General features: G+C 70.7%; 22 protein-coding genes. 6 read left to right on the top strand and 16 right to left on the bottom strand.

What is annotated here, in order from left to right:
- Both Q8S40_RS19320 and Q8S40_RS19315 read right to left on the bottom strand, forming a co-directional pair.
- Nucleotides 1–457: DUF2076 family protein (locus tag Q8S40_RS19320; RefSeq protein WP_305671702.1), on the bottom strand; the 457-nt coding region annotated here is incomplete at its 3' end.
- Between the two features lie 142 nt (nucleotides 458–599).
- Nucleotides 600–1,028 (bottom strand): CoA-binding protein, encoded by a 429-nt coding sequence (locus Q8S40_RS19315; RefSeq protein WP_305671701.1) that lies wholly within the window; start codon nucleotides 1,026–1,028, stop codon nucleotides 600–602.
- A gap of 87 nt (nucleotides 1,029–1,115) precedes the next feature.
- On the opposite strand from Q8S40_RS19315, the gene Q8S40_RS19310 reads away from it, so the two are divergent.
- Both Q8S40_RS19310 and Q8S40_RS19305 read left to right on the top strand, forming a co-directional pair.
- Entirely contained in the window at nucleotides 1,116–1,514 is a 399-nt protein-coding gene (locus tag Q8S40_RS19310; protein WP_305671700.1) for a RidA family protein, read from the top strand.
- The gene (locus Q8S40_RS19305) at nucleotides 1,511–2,497 is read left to right on the top strand and encodes a tripartite tricarboxylate transporter substrate binding protein (RefSeq protein WP_305671699.1); all 987 of its coding nucleotides are present in this window, start codon (nucleotides 1,511–1,513) and stop codon (nucleotides 2,495–2,497) included. Before Q8S40_RS19310 ends, Q8S40_RS19305 begins: the two co-directional genes overlap by 4 nt.
- 38 nt (nucleotides 2,498–2,535) lie before the next feature.
- Here Q8S40_RS19305 and Q8S40_RS19300 read toward each other — a convergent pair whose 3' ends face one another.
- A complete protein-coding gene (locus Q8S40_RS19300; RefSeq protein WP_304811250.1) occupies nucleotides 2,536–3,303 on the bottom strand; it encodes an arylmalonate decarboxylase in 768 nt (255 codons plus the stop codon).
- Nucleotides 3,304–3,434: 131 nt separating this feature from the next.
- On the opposite strand from Q8S40_RS19300, the gene Q8S40_RS19295 reads away from it, so the two are divergent.
- A complete protein-coding gene (locus tag Q8S40_RS19295; RefSeq protein ID WP_305671698.1) occupies nucleotides 3,435–4,433 on the top strand; it encodes a tripartite tricarboxylate transporter substrate binding protein in 999 nt (332 codons plus the stop codon).
- A 7-nt stretch (nucleotides 4,434–4,440) separates the two neighbouring features.
- On the opposite strand, the gene Q8S40_RS19290 is transcribed toward Q8S40_RS19295, so the two are convergent.
- From Q8S40_RS19290 to Q8S40_RS19265, 6 genes are read right to left on the bottom strand one after another with little or no spacing between them, the layout of a single operon-like run.
- Entirely contained in the window at nucleotides 4,441–5,562 is a 1,122-nt protein-coding gene (locus tag Q8S40_RS19290; protein WP_305671697.1) for a DUF2235 domain-containing protein, read from the bottom strand.
- A 9-nt stretch (nucleotides 5,563–5,571) separates the two neighbouring features.
- Nucleotides 5,572–6,564 (bottom strand): tripartite tricarboxylate transporter substrate binding protein, encoded by a 993-nt coding sequence (locus tag Q8S40_RS19285; RefSeq protein ID WP_305671696.1) that lies wholly within the window; start codon nucleotides 6,562–6,564, stop codon nucleotides 5,572–5,574.
- Nucleotides 6,565–6,612: 48 nt separating this feature from the next.
- Entirely contained in the window at nucleotides 6,613–8,001 is a 1,389-nt protein-coding gene (locus tag Q8S40_RS19280) for an amidohydrolase family protein (protein WP_305671695.1), read from the bottom strand.
- Nucleotides 7,998–8,930: an AEC family transporter gene (locus Q8S40_RS19275; RefSeq protein ID WP_305671694.1), complete on the bottom strand. Its 933-nt coding sequence runs from the start codon at nucleotides 8,928–8,930 to the stop codon at nucleotides 7,998–8,000. Before Q8S40_RS19275 ends, Q8S40_RS19280 begins: the two co-directional genes overlap by 4 nt.
- Before the next feature lie 6 nt (nucleotides 8,931–8,936).
- Nucleotides 8,937–9,578, bottom strand: a complete 642-nt coding sequence (gmk, locus tag Q8S40_RS19270; RefSeq protein WP_305671693.1) for a guanylate kinase — start codon at nucleotides 9,576–9,578, stop codon at nucleotides 8,937–8,939.
- The gene (locus tag Q8S40_RS19265) at nucleotides 9,575–10,480 is read right to left on the bottom strand and encodes a YicC/YloC family endoribonuclease (RefSeq protein WP_305671692.1); all 906 of its coding nucleotides are present in this window, start codon (nucleotides 10,478–10,480) and stop codon (nucleotides 9,575–9,577) included. The genes gmk and Q8S40_RS19265 overlap by 4 nt, the downstream gene beginning before the upstream one ends.
- Before the next feature lie 38 nt (nucleotides 10,481–10,518).
- Between Q8S40_RS19265 and Q8S40_RS19260 the strand changes: the two genes are divergently transcribed.
- Both Q8S40_RS19260 and Q8S40_RS19255 read left to right on the top strand, forming a co-directional pair.
- The gene (locus Q8S40_RS19260) at nucleotides 10,519–11,304 is read left to right on the top strand and encodes an SDR family oxidoreductase (RefSeq protein ID WP_305671691.1); all 786 of its coding nucleotides are present in this window, start codon (nucleotides 10,519–10,521) and stop codon (nucleotides 11,302–11,304) included.
- 102 nt (nucleotides 11,305–11,406) lie between these two features.
- Nucleotides 11,407–11,925, top strand: coding sequence for an Hsp20/alpha crystallin family protein (locus Q8S40_RS19255; RefSeq protein WP_304811233.1), 519 nt, complete (start codon nucleotides 11,407–11,409; stop codon nucleotides 11,923–11,925).
- Between the two features lie 55 nt (nucleotides 11,926–11,980).
- Here Q8S40_RS19255 and Q8S40_RS19250 read toward each other — a convergent pair whose 3' ends face one another.
- The 7 genes from Q8S40_RS19250 to fabD form a co-directional block, all read right to left on the bottom strand.
- Nucleotides 11,981–12,865: a DMT family transporter gene (locus tag Q8S40_RS19250; protein WP_304811231.1), complete on the bottom strand. Its 885-nt coding sequence runs from the start codon at nucleotides 12,863–12,865 to the stop codon at nucleotides 11,981–11,983.
- A complete protein-coding gene (mltG, locus tag Q8S40_RS19245; RefSeq protein WP_305671690.1) occupies nucleotides 12,862–13,839 on the bottom strand; it encodes an endolytic transglycosylase MltG in 978 nt (325 codons plus the stop codon). The genes Q8S40_RS19250 and mltG overlap by 4 nt, the downstream gene beginning before the upstream one ends.
- 154 nt (nucleotides 13,840–13,993) lie before the next feature.
- On the bottom strand, nucleotides 13,994–15,283 hold the full coding sequence (gene fabF, locus Q8S40_RS19240) for a beta-ketoacyl-ACP synthase II (protein WP_305671689.1): 1,290 nt from the start codon (nucleotides 15,281–15,283) through the stop codon (nucleotides 13,994–13,996).
- A 36-nt stretch (nucleotides 15,284–15,319) separates the two neighbouring features.
- Nucleotides 15,320–15,559, bottom strand: a complete 240-nt coding sequence (locus tag Q8S40_RS19235) for an acyl carrier protein (protein ID WP_092963667.1) — start codon at nucleotides 15,557–15,559, stop codon at nucleotides 15,320–15,322.
- 174 nt (nucleotides 15,560–15,733) lie between these two features.
- A complete protein-coding gene (gene fabG / locus Q8S40_RS19230) occupies nucleotides 15,734–16,474 on the bottom strand; it encodes a 3-oxoacyl-[acyl-carrier-protein] reductase (RefSeq protein ID WP_304811223.1) in 741 nt (246 codons plus the stop codon).
- Nucleotides 16,474–17,400, bottom strand: coding sequence for a GNAT family N-acetyltransferase (locus tag Q8S40_RS19225; RefSeq protein WP_305671688.1), 927 nt, complete (start codon nucleotides 17,398–17,400; stop codon nucleotides 16,474–16,476). The genes fabG and Q8S40_RS19225 overlap by 1 nt, the downstream gene beginning before the upstream one ends.
- A complete protein-coding gene (gene fabD, locus Q8S40_RS19220) occupies nucleotides 17,397–18,356 on the bottom strand; it encodes an ACP S-malonyltransferase (RefSeq protein WP_304811219.1) in 960 nt (319 codons plus the stop codon). Before fabD ends, Q8S40_RS19225 begins: the two co-directional genes overlap by 4 nt.
- 254 nt (nucleotides 18,357–18,610) lie before the next feature.
- Between fabD and rpsF the strand changes: the two genes are divergently transcribed.
- Nucleotides 18,611–19,090 (top strand): 30S ribosomal protein S6, encoded by a 480-nt coding sequence (gene rpsF / locus Q8S40_RS19215; protein WP_304811218.1) that lies wholly within the window; start codon nucleotides 18,611–18,613, stop codon nucleotides 19,088–19,090.
- Nucleotides 19,091–19,095 lie beyond the last annotated feature (5 nt).

Below are 19,095 nucleotides of genomic sequence, written 5' to 3'. Positions count from 1 at the left end.
GGCCCTGCTGCAGCGCCTGCGGGTTGTGGCCCGGCGGGTATTGCGGCTGCGGCTGCGGGCGGGTGCGCATCATCGGGCGCTGCTGCGGCTGGTTGCCGCCGAACATGCCGCCGAACAGCCCGCCACGCTGCGGCTGCTGCTGGGCCTGCTGCGCCTGGGACTGTGCCTGCTCCAGTTCCCATTCCAGCTGCTGGATGCGGTTCTGCATCTCGACCAGCGCATGTTCCTGCACGAAGGCGGTCTGCGTCAGGCGGTAGCGGGCTTCCGGGTGGCGGGCGAACAGCTCACCGATCAGCCGGTCGGCCTCCGGGTCCACCGGCGGCAGCGGCTGCGCCGGCTGCTGCTGGCCACCGCCCAGCGCCCCCCAGGGCGAGGCCGGGCGCGCCGGCGCCGCGCCCGCTGCGCCGCTCACCCGCTCCACATAGCCGGTGATGATCCGGCGTTCCTCGTCCGTCATGGTCCCCTGTTTCCTTTGCGAGCATGCGGGGCTGCCGGCCGGGAATGGCCCGTCATGTTACCCGCGCGTCATCCGGGCGGGGAGTTGGCCCGTGCCGCCGATCATTTCAAGCGGCGCCCATATGACGTTCAGTTGGCGAGGCTCAGCCGCCAATCCGGGCGGGCAGGCCGAGCCTGCGCCATTCGATGACCGGGCAGCGATCCATCACCACCGCGACCCCTGCATCCCGGGCCCGGGCGGCGGCGGCTTCATCCACCACGCCCAGCTGCAGCCAAACGGATTTCGCGCCGAGCCGCACCGCCTCATCCATCACCGCGCCGGCCTCCGCGCTGCGGCGGAACACATCCACCATGTCGAGCGGCCCGGCCTGCTCCAGGCCGGCCATCACCTTGCGGCCCTGGATGTCCTGGCCCGCCAGCATGGGGTTCACCGGTGTCGCGTCGTAGCCGCGGGCCAGCAGGAAGCCGAGGACGCCATGGCTGGCGCGGTCCGGGCGATTGGATGCGCCGACCACGGCGATGCGGCGCGTGCCCAGCAGCAGGTCGCGGATTGCGGTGTCGTCCATTTTCATCAGGTGGCTCCTCGATCCAGCGATTGAAATGACCCGTGGTTGATGCAATCGTTTGCATCGGAGACTTCCGCCAGGAAAGGTACAAGCATGAACTTCAACGTCACCCATCTGGAAGGCACGGATTTCCAGCAGTCCCGCGCCTTCTCCCCCGCCGTCATCACCCAGGGCGGCCGCACCGTCTGGCTCTCCGGCCAGACCGCCACGCAGGACCTGGAGGGGCGCGACATCTCCTGGGATTTCGAGGCGCAGGTCCGCACCTGCTACGCGCTGATGGACCGCACCCTGGTGCGCGCGGGCGGCAGCCTGGCCAGCCTCGTCTGGACCACCGTCTATATCCTGGACCCGCGCCATGGCGACCTGCTGGTGAAGCTGCGCGCCGAGCATTTCCCCGGCGGCGCCTACCCCTGCAGCGCCCTGCTGACGGTCAGTGCCTTCGCCCGGCCGGGCATCCTGGTCGAAATCCAGGGCATCGGGGTGGTGGCATGACCGGCCCGACCCGGCGTAGCCTGCTGCGCGCCACTCCCACCCTGGCCCTGGCCTCCACCCTCGCAACCCCCGCCAGCGCCCAGGGCTTCCCGAGCCGCCCGATCCGCATCCTGGTCACTATCGGGGCCGGCTCCGCCGCGGATATCCTCACCCGCAGCCTGGCCGATGAGCTGGGCCGGCGGCTCGGCCAGAACGTGGTCACCGAGAACCGCCCCGGCGCCGGCGGCAACATCGCCGGCGATGTGGCGCGGCGGGCGGAACCGGATGGCCATACCCTGCTGATGGCCACCGTCAGCACCCATGGCATCAACCCCGCCCTGTACAGCCGGATGCCCTTCGACCCGGTGGCGGATTTCGCGCCGATCACGCTGGTCGCCAGCAGCCCCAATGTGCTGGTGGTGCATCCTTCCTCGCCGATCCAGAACCTGGCCGATCTGATCGCCGCGGCGCGCGCGCGGCCGGGCGAGCTGACCTATTCCTCCGGCGGGTCCGGCACCTCCCAGCATCTGGGTGGCGCGGTGCTCGAGCAGATGACCGGGGTGCGGCTGACCCATGTGCCGTTCCGCTCCGCCCCGGATTCGGTCAATGCCGTGCTGGCCGGCACCACCAGCATGACCTTCGCCTCGGTCCCCGTGGCGCTCAGCCAGGTTCGGGCCGGGGCGCTGCGGGCCATCGGCCTCAGCAGCGCGGCCCCCATGCCGGACTGGCCCGAGGTCCGGCCGCTGGCCGAGATCGGCCTGCCCGGCTTCGACGTCGCCGCCTGGTTCGGCCTGGTCGCACCGGCCAATACCCCCGCCCCCATCATCGCCCGCCTGCATGAGGCGACGCGGGAGGCGTTGCAGGTCCCGGCCGTCCGGGAACGCCTGGCCAATCAGGGCATGCAGATCCTGGATGCCGACCCGGCCGGCTTCGCCAGCTTCATCCAGGCCGAGATCGCCCGCTGGGCGCCCATCGTGCGGGCCAGCGGCGCGACGGCGGGCTGAATGCGGGGGGGGTGCGGTGCGGCCCGCACCCCTGCCGTTCAGAACCGCTCGAGCAGGCTGCCGCAGCCTTCCACCTTGTCCGGGATGCCGCGCGCGCGCAGCGCGTGCCAGTAGGTGGCGGTGTTGATCGCGATGACGGGCTTGCCGAGCCACAGCTCCGCCATCGCCGCCAGCTTCACCATGGACAGGTTGGTGCCGACCTGGACGATGGCGTCCACATCGTCGCCATCGATCTCCTTGATCCCCTGCACACAGCGCGCCGGCGTCTGCGCCGCGATATCGGTCCAGGAGGAACAGCGGAAGGCGGTATCCCGCACCACGCTGAAGCCCATATCGCCGAAATAGCGCGCCACCTCGATATTCATGGCCGGCCAGTAGGGGGACATCACGGCCAGGCGCCTGATGCCGCCATAGGCGTTCAGCGCGGCGGTGCACGCGTGGCTGCCGACGCTGATCTTGAGGCCGGACAGATCCTCGACCTCCTTCACGAAGCGATCCGCGCCACGCGCGCCGTCGAAGAAGGTGACGGCGGACATGCCCATGACCAGCGCATCCGGGTTGCAGGTCATCACCGATCGCACCGCATCCAGCGTGTTGCGGCCAATGAGTTCCGCCCCTGCCCGAAACGTCTCGTTGGAAACCGCATCGGCATTCGGGGTGAAGATGCGGCTGTAATGGTTGGTGACGCCGGCCGGGCGCATCATGTCGAAATCCGGCTGCACCACGGTATTGGTGGAAGGCCCCATCACCCCGAATTTGCAGCGCCAGCCGAGCACGTCACCCATCGAGGCCATCCCTTCGTCCATCCTGGGTGCAGCCTGCCACAGCGCGCGGCAGGCGCCAGACCCGGAAGGTTGCAATTCGCCAAGCCTTGCCCTTGCCAGAGGCCCCGGCGCGACGTCTCCTTGCCGTCCAGGAAGGCTTCCGGAGAACAACAATGCCCACCCTCCCCACCCTGTCACGTCGCGCGGCCCTGCTGGGCCTCACCGCGGCACTGCCACTTGCCGGCGCCCGCGCCCAGACGGCCAGCCCGACCGGCGACTGGCCCAGCCGGCCGATCCGCTGGGTCAATCCCGGCCCGGCGGGTGGCGCCGGCGACGTGATTTCCCGCCTGGTGGCGGACCGGCTGCAGGGCCGGCTCGGCCAGCCGGTGGTGGTGGACAACCGCCCGGGCGCCGGCACCAATATCGGCATGACCCAGGTCGCCCGCGCGGCGCCGGATGGCTACACGGTGGGCCTCGCCACCATCGCCGCCAATGCCGCGAACAAGTGGCTGTACCGCAACATGCCCTTCGACCCGGAGAAGGATTTCGCCGCGGTCGGGCTGATCGCGCTGGTGCCGAACATCGTTGTGATCCCGCCGGCGGTGCCCGCGCGCACCCTTCAGGAATTCATCACCTGGGCGAAGGCGCAGGGGCGGCCGATCAATTTCGGCTCCGTCGGCGCCGGGTCTTCCCAGCACCTGGCGGGGTCGCAGTTCCAGATCATCACCGGCGTGCCGCTGCAGCATCTGCCCTACACCAATAGCGGCCAGATGAATTCGGACCTGATCGAGGGCCGCATCGACCTGCTGTTCCAGTCGATCTCGGCGGTGGCGCAGATGGCCCAGGCCGGCCGCATGCGCCCCATCGCGGTCAGCGGCACGGCGCGGGTTTCCGCCTTCCCGGACCTGCCGACGATGCAGGAACAGGGCATCGACATCACCTCCACCGGCTGGTTCGGCCTGTGCACCTCGGCCGGGGTGCCGGAGCCGATCCTGGCGCGGCTGGATGACGAATTGCAGGCGATCGTGCAGGACCCGGCCTTCATCGAACGCGTCACCACCGGCGGCGCCATCCCGCGCGCCATGGGCCGCGCCGCCTTCGCCACCTGGATGGCGGAGGAAAGCGCCAAGTGGCGCGTTGTGATCGAGGCGGTGGGCGCGCGGGTGGACTGAGGCGCGGTCAGGGCAGCGACGGCACCAGGTTCTTCGGCCGGTAGGTGATCTCCCGGCCGGCCTTGTCCTTGTTGCCGTCCAGCCGCGCCACCGCCTGGCCGAACCGTGCCGCGACGCTGGGGTGCAGGCTTTCGTTGATCGGCTGCAGCGCGCGGCCCTGCTGATCCCGCGGCCGGGACAGTCTTTCCCAGGTGCCGAGGGCGGGCGCCCGTTGCAGCACCTCGCGGAAGCGCGGCGGCAGCCAGCGGGTCAGGCGCGGGCGGGATTCGTGCTGTGCGGCCAGCGGGTTCAGCGTGCCGCAGGTGGCGGGCGGCAGCATGGAGGCATCCAGCTGCAGCCCGGCCGCCTGCGCTTCCTCCGCCATCCACAGCAGCGGGATCTCGGCCAGCAGGCGGTTGGTGTAGCCGCCGCCGACATCCGAATGGGCGCCGGCGAACCAGACCTGGCGAATGTCGCAGCCGGGCGGTTCCTCGCCGGTCCACAGCGTCGGGACGAAGCTGCTGCGCCGCTCATCGATCGCCAGCGCATGCCGCCCGCGCAGCACGATCTTCGAAGGTTCGGTATCGTGGAAGCGGTAGGGCGCGGCGAACAGGCTGTTGCGCAGCGTCGCCGGCACGCCCAGCGCGCCCACCGTGTCCCACACCCCCAGGAAGGCGATCTTCACCTCGGTGTGGCATTCGGAATCATGCCGCGCGCAGAAATCCTTCGGGCAGCGGGGGGAGGCGGTGCGGTAGTAATTCCAGGCGGCGCGGAGATCGGCCAGCTTCTGGCGCTTCAAAAGCCCGCAGGACCCGATCAGCCCGGACAGGCTGCGTGCACTGAACGCACCGCGGGAGAAGCCGAACAGGAAGATCTCGTCGCCCGGCACGTAGTTCTGCACCAGGAACATGTAGCCGGAGCGGATATTGTCATCGACGCCTTCGCCGAAGGCGCCGCCGACCAGCCTCTGCAGCGCGATGCCCGTGGAGCCGACGCCGCGCAGATACAGCGTGATCTGCCTGATGCCGTCGCGGCCGCTATTGGCGCGCACCGCGCGGGCCAGCCGGGCCACATTGGTCTCCGACCTTTCCGCATCGGCGCTGTTCCAGGTGCCGTCGAAGCAGACGACAAGCCGCTTCGCGGTCACCACCGGCCGGCGCTACTGCTGCCGCGCCGCGCCGGAAATCTCCACCAGGCGCCGCCAGACCGGCGTCTCCCGCGCGATCAGCGCCGTCATCGCCGCCGGGCTTTCGCTGACCACGGCATCATAGCCGAAGGGCCGCAGCGCGGCGCCGAAGGACGGGTCCTGGCCGACCCGGCGGATCGCCGCGAACAGGCGCTGCACCTCCGCCTCCGGCGTCGCGGCCGGGGCGAGCAGGCTGTTCCAGGAGCGGATGTCGAGCGAGGCGAGCGCGCCGGTCTCGGCCAGCGCCGGCACATCCGGCAGGAACGCCAGGCGGCTGCCGGAGCTGACGCCCATCGCCTTCATGCGGCCCGAGGCAATGTGCGGCAGCAGCGCCGCCGGCAGATCCGCCGTCGCCTCCACCGTGCCGGCAATGACATCCATCGCCTGTTGCGCGCCACCGCGATAGGGCACCGCGGTCATCTCCACCCCGGCCGCGGTGTTGATGGCGGACAGGGTCAGGTGCGTCACCGTGCCGATGCCGGCATTGGCCACCCGCACACCGCCGGGATTCGCCTTCGCCCAGGCCAGCAGCGCCGCCATATCCGTCCAGCCATGCCGCTGCGCCACATCGGTGCCCACCGCGATGACCACCGCGCTGTCCGAGATCTGGCTGACCGCGCGGAAGTCCTTCGTCACGTCGAAGGGCATGGAGGGCTGGATGAACGGCGCGGCGCAGAGCGTGGCGGCGCCGATGATGCCGATGATGCTGCCATCGGCGGGCCCCTTGGCCACCGCATCGGCGCCGATCAGCCCGCCGCCGCCGCTGCGATTCTCCACCACCACCGGCTGGCCATCCAGCAGCGGCGCCAGCCGTTCCGCCAGCAGCCGGCCCAGGCTGTCCACGCCGCCACCGGGCGGGAAGGGCACCACCACGCGCAGCGGACGGCGCGTCTGCGCCAGGGCAAGGGAAGGCGCGGCGAGGGCGCCCAGCAGGAGGGCGCGGCGGCTGGCGGCGAAGCGGGTCATGGATCAAGCTCTCCCGGGGTTGCCGCCAGCGTAGGGAGACTTGGCGCGTCAGTGCAACGGTATCGCGGCCCGCGCGGCGATCGAGGGCGGAATCGCACCACGGCGCGCGGCCTCTCGCCACACACGCTCGATCGCCGCGCGGCCGCGGCGGGTGATGGCGGCGGCATCCGCCACCGTCACGCGACCATCGCGCAGCAGCACGCGGCCCTCGACCATGGCGAGCGACAGATCCGCCGCGCTGCCATTGGTGATCAGCGATTTCAGCGGGTCCCAGACCGGCTGGTAGCGCGAGGATCCGAGGTCGAACATCACCAGGTCGGCGCGCGCCCCCTTCGCCACCAGGCCCAGATCGTCCCGCCCCAGGGCGAGCGCCGCATCGCGTGTCGCCGCCCGCAGGATGCGCGGCGCCGCCAGGCCATGCGGCGTGCCGGATTGCGTCTTGGCGAAGACCGAGGCGGTGCGGAGTTCGTGCAGCATGTCGAGCGTCACGCCATCCGTGCCGATGCCGAGGCGCAACCCGGCCGCCTCCATCCGCGCCAGCGGCACGAAGCGGCCGGAACGCGCGAAGGCCAGCGGGCAGGAGGCCAGCGCGGCGCCGGATTCCGCGATCATCGCCATCTCGGCATCGGTGGCGAACATGCCATGCGCCAGCACCACGCCGGGCCGCAGCAGGCCCATGTCGCGGATATGCGCGATGGAGCCTGTGCCATGCGCGGCCTGCACCTTCTCGATCTCGATCAGGTTCTGCGCGGCGTGGATGGAGACCACGGTTTGCCTCTCGCGCGCAGCCCGGTCGATGGCGCGCAGCAGATCGGGCGTGCAGCTATCCGGCCCATGCGGACCGAAGCCGATTCGGGTGAGGCCGCGCGGGCCTTCATCGAAGCGGTCGAACAGCTTGATGATGGCATCGAAGCCGGTATCCGCGGTCGGGCTGTAGGTCGGCTTGCCATCCGGCGTCATGCCGACCGGGGCGGAGAACAGATACGGGCAGGACCAGCTTCGCAGGCCGAGGCGTTTCGCGCGTTCGATGAAGGGCCATTGCGCCACGCGATACACGTCGAGCAGCGCGGTGGTGCCGCTGCGAAGGCCCTCCAGCAGCGCCATCTCGGCGGCGTCGCCGATCTCCTCCTCCGTCATCACCTGCGCGGCCACATCACCCAGCGGCATCAGCAGGGAATAGACGATGTGGCCCGGCAGGTCGCCCGGCGCGATGTCATCCGCCAGGCCGCGGAACAGCGGCGCGGACAGCGCGTGGTTGTGCAGGTTGATGAAGCCCGGCAGCAGCAGCGCATCGGGGGCCGTGATGCGCTCCGCCTCCAGCGTCGGCGAACCCGCCACCACATCGGCCACCATGCCATCCTGCACGATGACGCTGTGCCCGGTGCGCAGGCCATGTTCCGCATCCCAGACCCAGCCGGGCTCGATCACCAAGGTCATGAGAGCACTCCGCGGAAATGCCCGATCAGGGCCGAAAGGGTGAGGATGGAGATGGCGGTGGAGACCACCACGGCGGCGCCGGAACGGTCCGCGCCGGTGGCGTAGCGCCGTGCCAGGATGAAGGCATTGGCCCCGGTCGGCAGCGCCGCCATGCTCACGGCCACCGCGGTATCGATGGCGGAAATGCCGAGGGTGATCGCCAGCCCCCAGGTCAGCAGCGGCAGCGCCAGCAGCTTGAGGCCGACGATCGCCACGGTTTCCTTCCACGCCGCCGCCGCCGAAATGCCGGCCAGGCCCCCGCCCAGGCAGAACAGCGCCAGCGGCGGCGCCGCCCCGCCCAGCAATTCCAGCGTCTGCCGCACCACGGCGGGCACCGGCAGGCCGAAGATCATCCAGATGAAGGCGGCGAGCACGGACAGCACCACCGGGTTCTTCAAGATGCCGGTGGCCGAGGAGGTCAGCACCCGCCGCCACGGCGCATTGGCGTGCAGCCCGACCTCCGTCACCACCGTCGCCAGCCCCAGCAGGATCATGGTCTGCAAGGCCAGGATGCCGAGCATCGGCGGCACGCCTGGCGCGCCATAGGCGGCGAAGATGATCGGCACGCCCATCATCACGGAATTGCCGAAGACGCAGGCCAGCGCGAACAGGGCCGCTTCCGCCAGCGTCAGCCCGAAGATGCGCCGCGCGCCCACCACCACCAGCCCGAACATCAGCACCGAGGCGGGCAGGATCGCCAGCGCCGCGCCGCCGCCGCCCTCATGCGGGCGGGTGCCGCCGGCAAACAGCAAAGCCGGGGCGGCCAGGCCGAAGACGAAAAGGGTCATGCCCTTCAGCGCCTCGTCGCTCACCATGCGCCGCACCACCGCCGCGTAGCCGAGGGCGATCAGGGCGAAGACCGGCAGCACCACCTCCACCACCCCGCCCATCCGGCGCTACCCCTGCAAAAGCGTGTCGATGAACTCCGGCAGCCAGGGCTGCCGCGCGCGCGTGTTGCGGGCAGCGTGCAGGATGGCGCGCACCTCCGCCACCGTACGGTCGAAATCACGGTTCACCAGCACATGGTCGAAATCCGACCAATGGGCGATCTCGTCCTTGGCGGCGACCAGCCGGCGGGCGATCTCGGCCTCGCTGTCCTGGGCGCGGCCGCGCAGGCGGCGTTCGAGTTCGGCCATGGAAGGCGGCAGCAGGCAGACGCCCACCACATCGCCCGGCAGGCGTTCACGCAATTGCAGATGGCCCTGCCATTCGATGTCGAACAGCACATCCCGCCCGGCGGCGAGGCTGGACTCCACCGCCGCGCGCGGCGTGCCGTAGGATCGGCCGATGAATTTGGCGAATTCCAGGAATTCGCCCTCATCCACCATCGCGTCGAACTGGTCCTGGGTGCGGAAGAAGTAGTGTACCCCTTCCAGCTCCCCGGGCCGCGGCGCGCGGGTGGTGGCGCTGATCGACAGCGCCAGTTCCGGCTCCATTTCCAGCAAAGCGCGGGAGACGCTGGTCTTGCCGACGCCCGGCGCCGAGGCCAGCACCAGGCAGACGCCGCGGCGGGGGGCGTGGGTGGTGGTGGTCATCATTCGACGTTGGCCGCCTGCTCCCGCAACCGCTCGATCGCGGCCTTCAGCTCCAGCCCGACGCGGGTCAGCGCCACGGAGGCGGATTTGCTGCACAGGGTGTTGGCCTCGCGGACGAATTCCTGGGTCAGGAATTCCATCTTGCGGCCGATCGCCGCGCCGGAGGCCAGCAGGCTGCGGGCTTCCGTGATGTGGGCCGAGAGCCGGTCCAGCTCCTCCCGCACATCGGAGCGTTGCGCGAGCATCGCCACTTCCTGCGCCAGCCTTTCCTCAGGCACCCGGGCGCGGACATCGCCCTCGCCGAGCAGGTTGGCCAGGTTCTCCAGCAGCCGGGCGCGCTGGGCGGCGGGCTGGCCGGCGGCTTCCACCGCGGCGGCGTCGCGCAGGGCGGCGATTTCGCCCAGCAGCGTTTCCAGGATCTTGCTCAGCTGCGCGCCTTCGCGGGCGCGGGCGGCGACCAGCCCATCCAGCGCCACGGCGAAGCTGGCGGCCAGGGTCTTGCGCCTGGCCTCCTCCGCCGCCTCATCCGGCTCGGAGACCTCCGCGCGCAGCACGCCCGGCAGGGACAGTACCGCCTCCGCGGTCGGCACCATGGCGCCGGGCAGTCGGGCGGAGACTTCCAGCACCAGGGCGATGGCCGCTTCCAGCGCCACCGGGTCCGGCGTCAGCCGCGGCGCCCGGTCCTCCCGCTTCAGGGTCAGGGTGGCGTTCAGGTTGCCGCGCTTGAGGCGCTTGCCCACCGCTTCCCGCAGCGGGGCTTCCAGCATATCGAGGCCCGGCGGCAGGCGCAGCCGCACATCCAGGCCGCGGCCGTTGACGCTGCGCAACTCCCAGACGAAGGAGGAGCCATCCGGCAGCGATCCGCTGTCGCGGGCGAAACCGGTCATCGAGGCGAGGTTGCTCATGCGCGCCTTGTCCTCCGGGCCGTGGCGAAGGGCAAGGCATGCGACACGATTCCTGGCGGGGCGTGCTCATCACCGGCGCCTCATCCGGCCTGGGCCGGGCGCTGGCGGAGGCCTGTGCGGCGCCGGGCGTCACCCTGCACCTGTCCGGCCGCGATGCCGGGCGGCTGGAGGCGGTGGCGGCAGCCTGCACGGCGAAGGGCGCCACGGTGCGGCCCATGGTGCTGGACGTGAACGATGCGGCGGCGATGGCGGGCTGGATCGGCGCGGCCGGGCGGCTCGACCTGGTGATCGCCAATGCCGGCATTTCGGGCGGCACCGGCGATGCGGTGGAGCCACCGGCGCAGGCCGCCCGCATCTTCGCGACCAACCTCGGCGGCGTGCTGAACACCGCATTGCCGGCCCTGGAGAAGATGGCGGGGCAGGCACCGGGGGCGGCTGGCCTGCGCGGGCGGGTGGCGGTGGTGGCGAGCCTCGCCGCCTTCGTCGCAGCCCCCGGCGCGCCGGCCTATTGCGCCAGCAAATCCGCGGTGCAGCGCTGGGCGGAGGCCACCGATGCCAGCCAGCGCCCGCACGGCATCCGCCTGCACGCCATCTGCCCCGGCTATATCCGCACGCCGATGACGGCGAAGAACCCGTTCCCGATGCCGTGGCTGATGACGCCGGAGCAGGCCGCCGCGCGGACCCTGGCGGGCATCGCCGCCGGCCGCGTCCGGGTGGTCTATCCGCGGCGGCTTTATGCCCTGTCTCGGATCATCGGTGCCTTGCCGCCATCCTGGCGCAACCGCCTGATGCGGAGCGTGCCGGCCAAGCCGGCGGAGGGCTGATTGACGCAGGTCAAGGCACCGCCGGGCGAACAGGGGTGATGCTGCCGGCGCGGCTGGCCACCGCCACCGCGACCTGCCTGGACCCCATGCGGAGTGACCGCCATGAGCCAATCCTCGCCAACGCCCACCACGCCGAATCGCCCTGCGCCGCCGGCCCATTGGAACGAGAATGATCCCTTCCTCGCCCTGCGCCGGGGCATGGACCGCCTGCTGGAGCAGGTCTCCAACGGCTGGGGCCTGCCCGCACCCTTCGCCGCCCCCGCAATGGCGGCCGGCATCACCGCGCCGCGGCTGAATGTGGCGGAGACGTCATCCGGCCTCGAGGTGACGGCCGAACTGCCTGGCCTGGATGCCAAGGACGTGACCATCGAGGTGGAGGACGGCGTCCTGACGATCCGCGGCGACCGCCACGACACGCGGGAGGAGACGGACCCGCAGACGCGCTGGCACCTGGTTGAACGCGCCCGCGGGACCTTCCTGCGCCGTCTGGCGCTGCCCTTCGACCCGGCGCCCGACCAGGTGCAGGCCAGCTTCGAGAAGGGCGTGCTGCATCTGAACATCCCCCGGCCGCCCAACAACAAGCCGCAGGCGAAGCGGATCGAGATCAAGGGCGCCAGCTGAGCCGCCTCGGCGCGGGCGCAACGGCGCGTTTCCGTTGTGCCCGGCCGGCCTCAATCTACCTGCGGGAGGTCGCCAGCCACACCCCGCACAGCACCACGGCGCCGCCCACCAGCACCAGCGGCGACGGCCATTCCCCCAGCAGCAGCGCCCCCACCGCCGCCGCGAAGGGCGGCTGGATGTAGCCGACCATGGAAGCATCGGTGACGCGCGAGCGGGCCAGCAGCCGCAGGAACATGGTCAGCGGCAAGGCGGAGGTGGCAATGCCCAGCAGCGCCAGCACGCCATAGACCCAGCCCGGCTGGATGTAGGATTCGACCCCGCCGAAGGGCAGCGACAACCCGCCCGCCACCAGCCCCGCCACCACCTGCTGCCCCAGTACGATCTGCGGCGCCCCCCCGATGCGGGCCTTCCGCGCATAGACGGTGCCCATGGCGTAGAACAGGCCAGACAGCAGGATCAGCAGGCCGCCGGTGAAGCTGGCGCCGCCCACCAGCGCATCCGGCCCCAGGATCACCGCGATGCCGGCAAACCCCACCAACAGCCCGGCCACGCCGCGCAGCCCGGGCCGTTCTTCCCGCAGCACCACATAGGCGATCAGCGCCACCAGCAGCGGCGTTCCGGCATGGATCAGGGCGGCCGGGGCGGCCTGGATGTGGCCGAGTGCCGAGGCAGTCAGCAGATTCGGCACCCAGCCATTGCAGGTGCCGAGCACCAGCGCCGGCAGCCAGTAGCGCCGGATCGGGCCGCGCAACTGCCCGCTGGCCGCGAGGAAAGCCAGCACCGCCAGCGCCGCGAAGCCGCCCCGCACCGCGGCCAGCGCGAAGGGCGACATTTCCGCGGCGATCAGCCGAAGCAGCGGGAAGGAAGACCCCCACAGCCCACCGATCACCAACAGCCGCCACCACAGCGCGGGGCCGCTGAGCAAAGCCGGGGTGTTCATCTCGGGTTGGCGCGGGACCTCTCGATCTCCCGCCACCGCGCCACGTTGCGGTTGTGCTCCGCCAGGGTGCGGCCGAAGGCGTGGCCGCCGGTGCCATCGGCGACGAAATAGATGTAGTCGGTGGCTTCCGGCTGCACCACGGCGCGCAAGGCGGCGCGCCCGGGGCTGGCGATGGGGGCGGGCGGCAGGCCGCGGATGCGGTAGGTGTTGAAGGGGTGGTCGGCGTCGAGGTCGGCGCGGGTCAGCGGCCGGTCCAGCACCCCGCCATCGGCGGCAGCATAGGCGGCGGTGGGATCGGATTGCAGCATCATGCCGCGGCGCAGGCGGTTGATGAAGACACCGGCAACCAGCGCGCGCTCCTCCCGCTGGCCGGTCTCACGCTCCACGATGCTGGCCAGGATCAGCGCTTCGCGCGGCGTCTCGAATGGCAGGTTCTGGGCGCGGGCGGCCCAGATCTCGGCCAACGCCTGGTCCATCACCTGCTTCGCCCGGCGCACCACGGCGGCGCGGTTGTCACCCCATTGATACGCATAGGTCTCCGGCAGAACCTCGCCCTCGGCGAAGGCGGGGATGTCGCCCACCAGACCCTCGGCCGCTTCCAGCAGCCGGGTGATCTGCTGCACGGTCAGGCCTTCGGGGATGGTCAGGCGGCGCTGCACCGGGCGGGCGTCGCGCAGCACATGCAGCACATCGCGCAGGCTGGCACGGGCGGGGAACTGGAATTCAGCGGCGCGCAGCGGGCCTTCCGCGCGGGTCAGCCAGGTGGCGGCCAGGAAGGGCAGGGGCTGGGCGATGATGCCGCGCTCCGCCAGCGCCTCGGCGATCGCCGCGGTGCCGCCGCGCGGCACCACCATCTGCACCGGCTCGGCCAGCGGGCCGGGCGCGGTCCATTGCTCCCGCGCATACCAGAAGGCCCCCCCGGCACCGGCGGCCAGGAACAGCACGAGAAGCAGAAGGGCGATCAGACGGCGCATGGCTTATGACTGGCGTCGGACGCCACCCCTGGCAAGGCGGCTGGAGCATTATCAAGCCAAGCGATAGCGCTTGGCGACCCGGAAGATGCGCCGGGACAAATGGCCAGGCCCATGTCGTCGTCACTGTTGACGATGACGGGGGTCCGGCGAGACGTCAGGGCGCCTTGCGGAAAATGATGCTGGCATTGGTGCCACCGAAGCCGAAGCTGTTGGACAGCACGGTCTCGATCGGCCGCTTCTGGGCTTCCAGCGCCACCCGGTCGATCGGGCTTTCGCGGGACGGATTTTCCAGGTTCAGCGTCGGCGGGGCGACGCTGTCGCGGATCGCCAGGATCGAGAAGATGCCCTCCACCGCCCCGGCCGCGCCGAGAAGATGCCCGATGGCGGATTTGGTGGAGGACATGGCGAGGTTCTTCGCCTCATCCCCCCACAGCCGCTCCACCGCCTGCAATTCCAGGTCGTCGCCCATTGGCGTGGAGGTGCCGTGCGCGTTGACATACTGGATCTGGGACGGCTCCAGGCTGGCCGATTTCAGCGCGGCCCGCATGGCGCGGAAGGCGCCGTCGCCATCCTCGGTCGGCGCGGTGATGTGGTAGGCATCGCCCGACATGCCGTAGCCGATCACCTCGGCATAGATCTTGGCGCCGCGCGCCTTGGCGTGTTCGAGTTCTTCCAGCACCAGCACCCCGGCACCCTCGCCCATGACGAAGCCGTCGCGGTCGCGGTCCCAGGGGCGGCTGCCCTTGGTCGGGTCGTCATTGAAGGCGGTGGACAGGGCGCGGGAGGCGCAGAAGCCGGCCATGCCGATCTCCGCCACCGCGGCCTCGGCGCCGCCGGCGACCATGACATCCGCATCGTTCAGCGCAATCAGCCGCGCCGCATCGCCCAGCGCATGCACGCCAGTGGCGCAGGCCGTGACCACGGAATGGTTCGGACCCTTGAAGCCGTATTTGATGGAGACATGGCCGGAGGCCAGGTTGATCAGCGCGGAGGGGATGAAGAAGGGCGAAATGCGCCGCGTCTTGTTCTGCGCGATCAGCAGGGAAGCTTCGTAGATGGTCGGCAGGCCGCCGATGCCCGAGCCGATCATCACGCCGGTGCGGCAGCGTTCCTCCTCCTGGTCCTCACCAGGATTCCAGCCGCTATCCTCGACCGCTTCGGTGGCCGCCACCAGCGCGAGCTGGATGAAGCGGTCCATCTTCTTCTGGTCCTTGACCGGGATCCACTCGTTGATGTCGAGCTTGCCCTCGGCCCGGGTGCCGAGCGGCACCTGGCCTGCGATCTTGGCCGGCAGGGCGCTGGTGTCGAAGTTCTGGATCGCCGCCAGCCCGCTTTCGCCGGCCAGCATGCGCTTCCACACGTTTTCCACACCCAGGCCGAGCGGGCAGGCAATACCCATTCCCGTGACGACAACGCGCCGCGGCGCAACGAGATGACCGAACACCGCTGCTTCCCCTACCTACAATTCACACGCTTGAAATCAGGCGGACTTCTGCTTCTCGATGTAGTCGATCGCGTCCTTGACGGTCGTGATCTTCTCGGCCGCATCATCCGGGATCTCGACCCCGAAGGCTTCCTCGAAGGCCATGACCAGCTCGACCGTGTCCAGGCTGTCCGCGCCCAGGTCGTCGATGAACGACGCCTCGGTGGTCACCTTGGATTCCTCGACGCCGAGGTGCTCCACAACGATCTTCTTCACCTTGTCGGCGGTGTCGCTCATCCCGCGATGTCTCCTGCTGGTCGTGCCGTGCGCATTGGGCCACCCGGAACCTGGAATCCCTTGACCCGGGTCCGGGGCGGGGCGGCTTAACATGGAAGCGTCACTTGGCCTAGGCGCAGTCGCCGCGCAAGCCGTTGGGGCCTGCGGCAGCGGTTTTTCCTTGACCGTGGCGCTTCAGATCATCGCCATGCCGCCATTCACATGAATGGTCTGGCCGGTCACCCAGCCTGCCTCGGTGCTGGCGAGGTAGGTGACGGCGGCCGCGATATCCTCCGGCGCGCCCATCCGCTGGGTCGGGATGCGGCTCAGCAGGGCGGTGCGGGCGGCTTCCGGCAGGGCGTCCGTCATTGCGGTCTTCACGAAGCCCGGCGCCACCACATTCACCGTCACGCCGCGCGTCGCCACTTCCTGGGCGAGCGACTTGCTCATGCCGATCAGCCCGGCCTTGGCGGCGGCGTAGTTCGCCTGGCCGGCATTGCCGGTGACGCCGACGATGCTGGCGATGGAGATGATGCGCCCGGCGCGCCGCTTCATCATGCCGCGCAACGCGCTGCGGGCGAGGCGGAAGGGGGCGGTCAGGTCCACTTCCAGCACCGCGTTCCAATCCGCATCGCCCATCCGCAGCGCCAGCATGTCCCGCGTGAAGCCGGCATTGTTCACCAGGATATCGAGCGGCCCGAGGCCCGCCTCCACCGTCTCCACCAGCGCCGCGGGGGCGGCGGGGTCGGCGAGGTCGGCGGGTGCCACCAGCACACGATCGCCCCCCAGCGCCTCGGCCAGCGCGGCGAGTTCCGCCTCCCGCCGCCCGGTGATGGCCACCTTGGCGCCTTGCGCATGCAGCGCGGTTGCGATGGCGGCGCCGATGCCGCCAGTGGCGCCGGTGACCAGGGCCACCTTGCCGGTGAGGTCGAACATCAGGCTTCTCCGTCGCTTGGGAGTCTCATCGGGAGACGTTTCATCAGGTAGTGCCGGGCATGGCCCGGCGGGCAATCTTCCAGCGTCGCGAACAGCCGGTAGCCGAGCGATTCGTAGAAGGGCCGGGCCTGGAAGCTGAAGGTATCGAGCCAGATGCCGGTGCAGCCCCGCGCCCGCGCCGCCGCTTCCGCCCGTTCCATCAGCGCACGGCCGAGGCCCTGGCCGCGCAGGGCTTCGGGCAGATGGAACAGGTTGATGTACATCCAGCCGTAGAAGAAGCTGCCATTCAACCCGCCCACCGGCACGGCCTCGCCCGGCGCGCGGACCACCAAGTTGAAGCTTTCGGGGTTGGACCGGCCGGCATGCGGCATGGCGTGCGCCGTGAGGCCGGCGACCAGCACTGGGATCACCGGGTCGGCCTGCGCCGTCGTCTGCGTGATGGTGACGCGCGGCGCAGCCGCATCCGGCCAGGGTTCAGGCGCGGGTTCTGGCCGGTCCAGCCGCTTGGTCATGGTGAAGCGGGTCTGGCCCGGCGGGCAATCCTCGATCTGGCCGACCACGGTGAAGCCGAGCCGTTCATAGAAGCCGCGCGCCTGGAAGGTATAGGTGTCGAGCCGCATGCCCGTGCAGCCGCGCCGCCGCGCCTCATCCTCCGCTGCCGCCATCAGCCTGCGGCCCCAGCCGGCGCCGCGCAGCTCGGACGGCACCGCAAGATTCTCGATATACAGCCAGCCCCAGCCCGTGGCGCCGACCAGCCCACCCACCACCGTCCCCTCGCCATCGCGCAGCAGCACGGACAGCCCCTGCCGGTCGCGCGGGAAGCCGGCCGCCGTATTGGCGGCCCACAGCGCATCGCGCGCGGCCTTTTCCTCCTCCGCGCGGGGCTGGGAGGTGAGGTCGAACCAGTGGGTCACCCCGGGGGTCACAATGACTTCAGGAAGGCTTCGATATCCGCCGGGGAGCCGATGGCGCTGGCCTGGGCTTCCGGCGCCAGGCGCTTCATCAGCCCGGTCAGCACGCGGCCGGAGCCGATCTCGACGAAACGCTCGCAGCCCATCGCGCCCATCGCCAGGATGCATTCGCGCCAGCGCACCGTGCCGGTGACCTGGCGCACCAGAAGGTCGCGGATTTCGGCCGGGTCGGTCGCCTTGGCGGCGGAGACATTGGCAACAAGCGGCACCAGCGGAGCGCGCATCTCGGCCTCGGCCAGGGCTTCGGCCATGGCATCCGCCGCGGGGCCCATCAGCGCGCAGTGGAAGGGGGCGGAGACCGGCAGCTTCATGGCGCGCTTCACGCCGGCGGCCTTCGCCGCCTCGATCGCGCGGTCCACCGCGGCGGCATGGCCGGAGATCACGATCTGGCCGCCGCCATTGTCATTCGCCACCTGCACCACCTCCCGCACCCCGGTCGCGGGGTCTTCCGCGGCGGCGGCGCAGATCGTGGCGGCCTGCTCGGCCTCGGCGCCCAGCAGCGCGGCCATGGCGCCCTCGCCGGCCGGCACCGCCTGCTGCATCGCATCGCCGCGCAACCGCAGCAGGCGGGCGGTGGTGGACAGGCTGAAGGCGCCGGCGGCGGCGAGCGCCGAATACTCGCCCAGCGAATGGCCGGCGACCAGCGCGACGCGGGACTTCAGGTCGAAGCCGCCCTCCGTCTCCAGCACCCGCAGCACGGCGAGCGACATCGCCATCAGCGCCGGCTGGGCATTGGCGGTCAGGGTGAGTTCCTCCGGCGGCCCCTCGAACATCAGCCTGGACAGCTTCTGCTTCAGGGTCTCATCGACCTCCTGGAAGACCTCCCGCGCCGCGGGGAAGGCGGCTGCGAGGTCGCGGCCCATGCCGGGGGCCTGGCTGCCCTGGCCAGGGAAGGTGAAGGCGAGCGCCATTTTTGGAGGTCCGTGCGATCTGTCTTGGGCAGGTTCTAGAGGGGGGCGGTCGCGCGGCCTAGGGCGGTGTGGGTTGCGGCGTCAAGGGCCGGGGCGGCATCCGGGTGGAAAGCCCTTGCCCCGGACCCCGGGGCCGTGCTTTACGCCGCGCTCCCCTGCCGGGACCCGAGGCATCGGTCCTGGCTATGCCCGTTTGCGCGCGTCCCAGGCATGGTGCCCGGGGCCGCAGGGCTGAGACAGCCGGAGGGAATCGGATGCCCTTGTATGAATGCGTGCTGATTGCACGCAACGATATCACGCAGGCCCAGGTCGAGGCGATCGCCGACCAGGTGCAGGCGACCCTCACCGAACTGAACGGCGGTGAGGTCAAGAAGCGGGAATATTGGGGCCTGCGTGGCCTCGCCTACCGCATCAAGAAGAATCGCAAGGCCCACTACATGCTGCTGGGCCTGGATTCCACGCCGGCCGCGCTGCTCGAGGTCGAGCGCCAGCTTGGCCTGAACGAGGATGTGCTGCGCAGCCTGACGCTGCGGATCGAGGCGATCGACGACGCGCCGTCCGCCATCCTGGCCCGCCGCTCCGACGACCGCGAGCGTGACCGCGGCTTCCGCGGCCCGCGCCCGGCCGGCCGCTTCAGCTCCGGCCGCACCGGCGGGCGCGAGCGTGACGACCGTGAGGAATTCCGTGCCCGTCCGCGCGACGAGCTCGATGGCGGCCCCGGCGGCGAGGAGTAATTCAT

This window comes from Falsiroseomonas sp. (assembly GCF_030695085.1).
GTDB lineage: Bacteria > Pseudomonadota > Alphaproteobacteria > Acetobacterales > Acetobacteraceae > Falsiroseomonas.
This window is presented reverse-complemented; position numbering and strand designations above follow the sequence as displayed.

What these genes read in the sequence shown, in the direction of transcription:
- Q8S40_RS19315 (WP_305671701.1), bottom strand. Translation starts at nt 1,028, where the DNA reads ATGAAAATGGACGACACCGCAATCCGCGACCTGCTGCTGGGCACGCGC.
- Q8S40_RS19310 (WP_305671700.1), top strand. Translation starts at nt 1,116, where the DNA reads ATGAACTTCAACGTCACCCATCTGGAAGGCACGGATTTCCAGCAGTCC.
- Q8S40_RS19305 (WP_305671699.1), top strand. Translation starts at nt 1,511, where the DNA reads ATGACCGGCCCGACCCGGCGTAGCCTGCTGCGCGCCACTCCCACCCTG.
- Q8S40_RS19300 (WP_304811250.1), bottom strand. Translation starts at nt 3,303, where the DNA reads ATGGACGAAGGGATGGCCTCGATGGGTGACGTGCTCGGCTGGCGCTGC.
- Q8S40_RS19295 (WP_305671698.1), top strand. Translation starts at nt 3,435, where the DNA reads ATGCCCACCCTCCCCACCCTGTCACGTCGCGCGGCCCTGCTGGGCCTC.
- Q8S40_RS19285 (WP_305671696.1), bottom strand. Translation starts at nt 6,564, where the DNA reads ATGACCCGCTTCGCCGCCAGCCGCCGCGCCCTCCTGCTGGGCGCCCTC.
- Q8S40_RS19280 (WP_305671695.1), bottom strand. Translation starts at nt 8,001, where the DNA reads ATGACCTTGGTGATCGAGCCCGGCTGGGTCTGGGATGCGGAACATGGC.
- Q8S40_RS19275 (WP_305671694.1), bottom strand. Translation starts at nt 8,930, where the DNA reads ATGGGCGGGGTGGTGGAGGTGGTGCTGCCGGTCTTCGCCCTGATCGCC.
- gmk (WP_305671693.1), bottom strand. Translation starts at nt 9,578, where the DNA reads ATGATGACCACCACCACCCACGCCCCCCGCCGCGGCGTCTGCCTGGTG.
- Q8S40_RS19265 (WP_305671692.1), bottom strand. Translation starts at nt 10,480, where the DNA reads ATGAGCAACCTCGCCTCGATGACCGGTTTCGCCCGCGACAGCGGATCG.
- Q8S40_RS19260 (WP_305671691.1), top strand. Translation starts at nt 10,519, where the DNA reads ATGCGACACGATTCCTGGCGGGGCGTGCTCATCACCGGCGCCTCATCC.
- Q8S40_RS19255 (WP_304811233.1), top strand. Translation starts at nt 11,407, where the DNA reads ATGAGCCAATCCTCGCCAACGCCCACCACGCCGAATCGCCCTGCGCCG.
- Q8S40_RS19250 (WP_304811231.1), bottom strand. Translation starts at nt 12,865, where the DNA reads ATGAACACCCCGGCTTTGCTCAGCGGCCCCGCGCTGTGGTGGCGGCTG.
- mltG (WP_305671690.1), bottom strand. Translation starts at nt 13,839, where the DNA reads ATGCGCCGTCTGATCGCCCTTCTGCTTCTCGTGCTGTTCCTGGCCGCC.
- Q8S40_RS19235 (WP_092963667.1), bottom strand. Translation starts at nt 15,559, where the DNA reads ATGAGCGACACCGCCGACAAGGTGAAGAAGATCGTTGTGGAGCACCTC.
- fabG (WP_304811223.1), bottom strand. Translation starts at nt 16,474, where the DNA reads ATGTTCGACCTCACCGGCAAGGTGGCCCTGGTCACCGGCGCCACTGGC.
- fabD (WP_304811219.1), bottom strand. Translation starts at nt 18,356, where the DNA reads ATGGCGCTCGCCTTCACCTTCCCTGGCCAGGGCAGCCAGGCCCCCGGC.
- rpsF (WP_304811218.1), top strand. Translation starts at nt 18,611, where the DNA reads ATGCCCTTGTATGAATGCGTGCTGATTGCACGCAACGATATCACGCAG.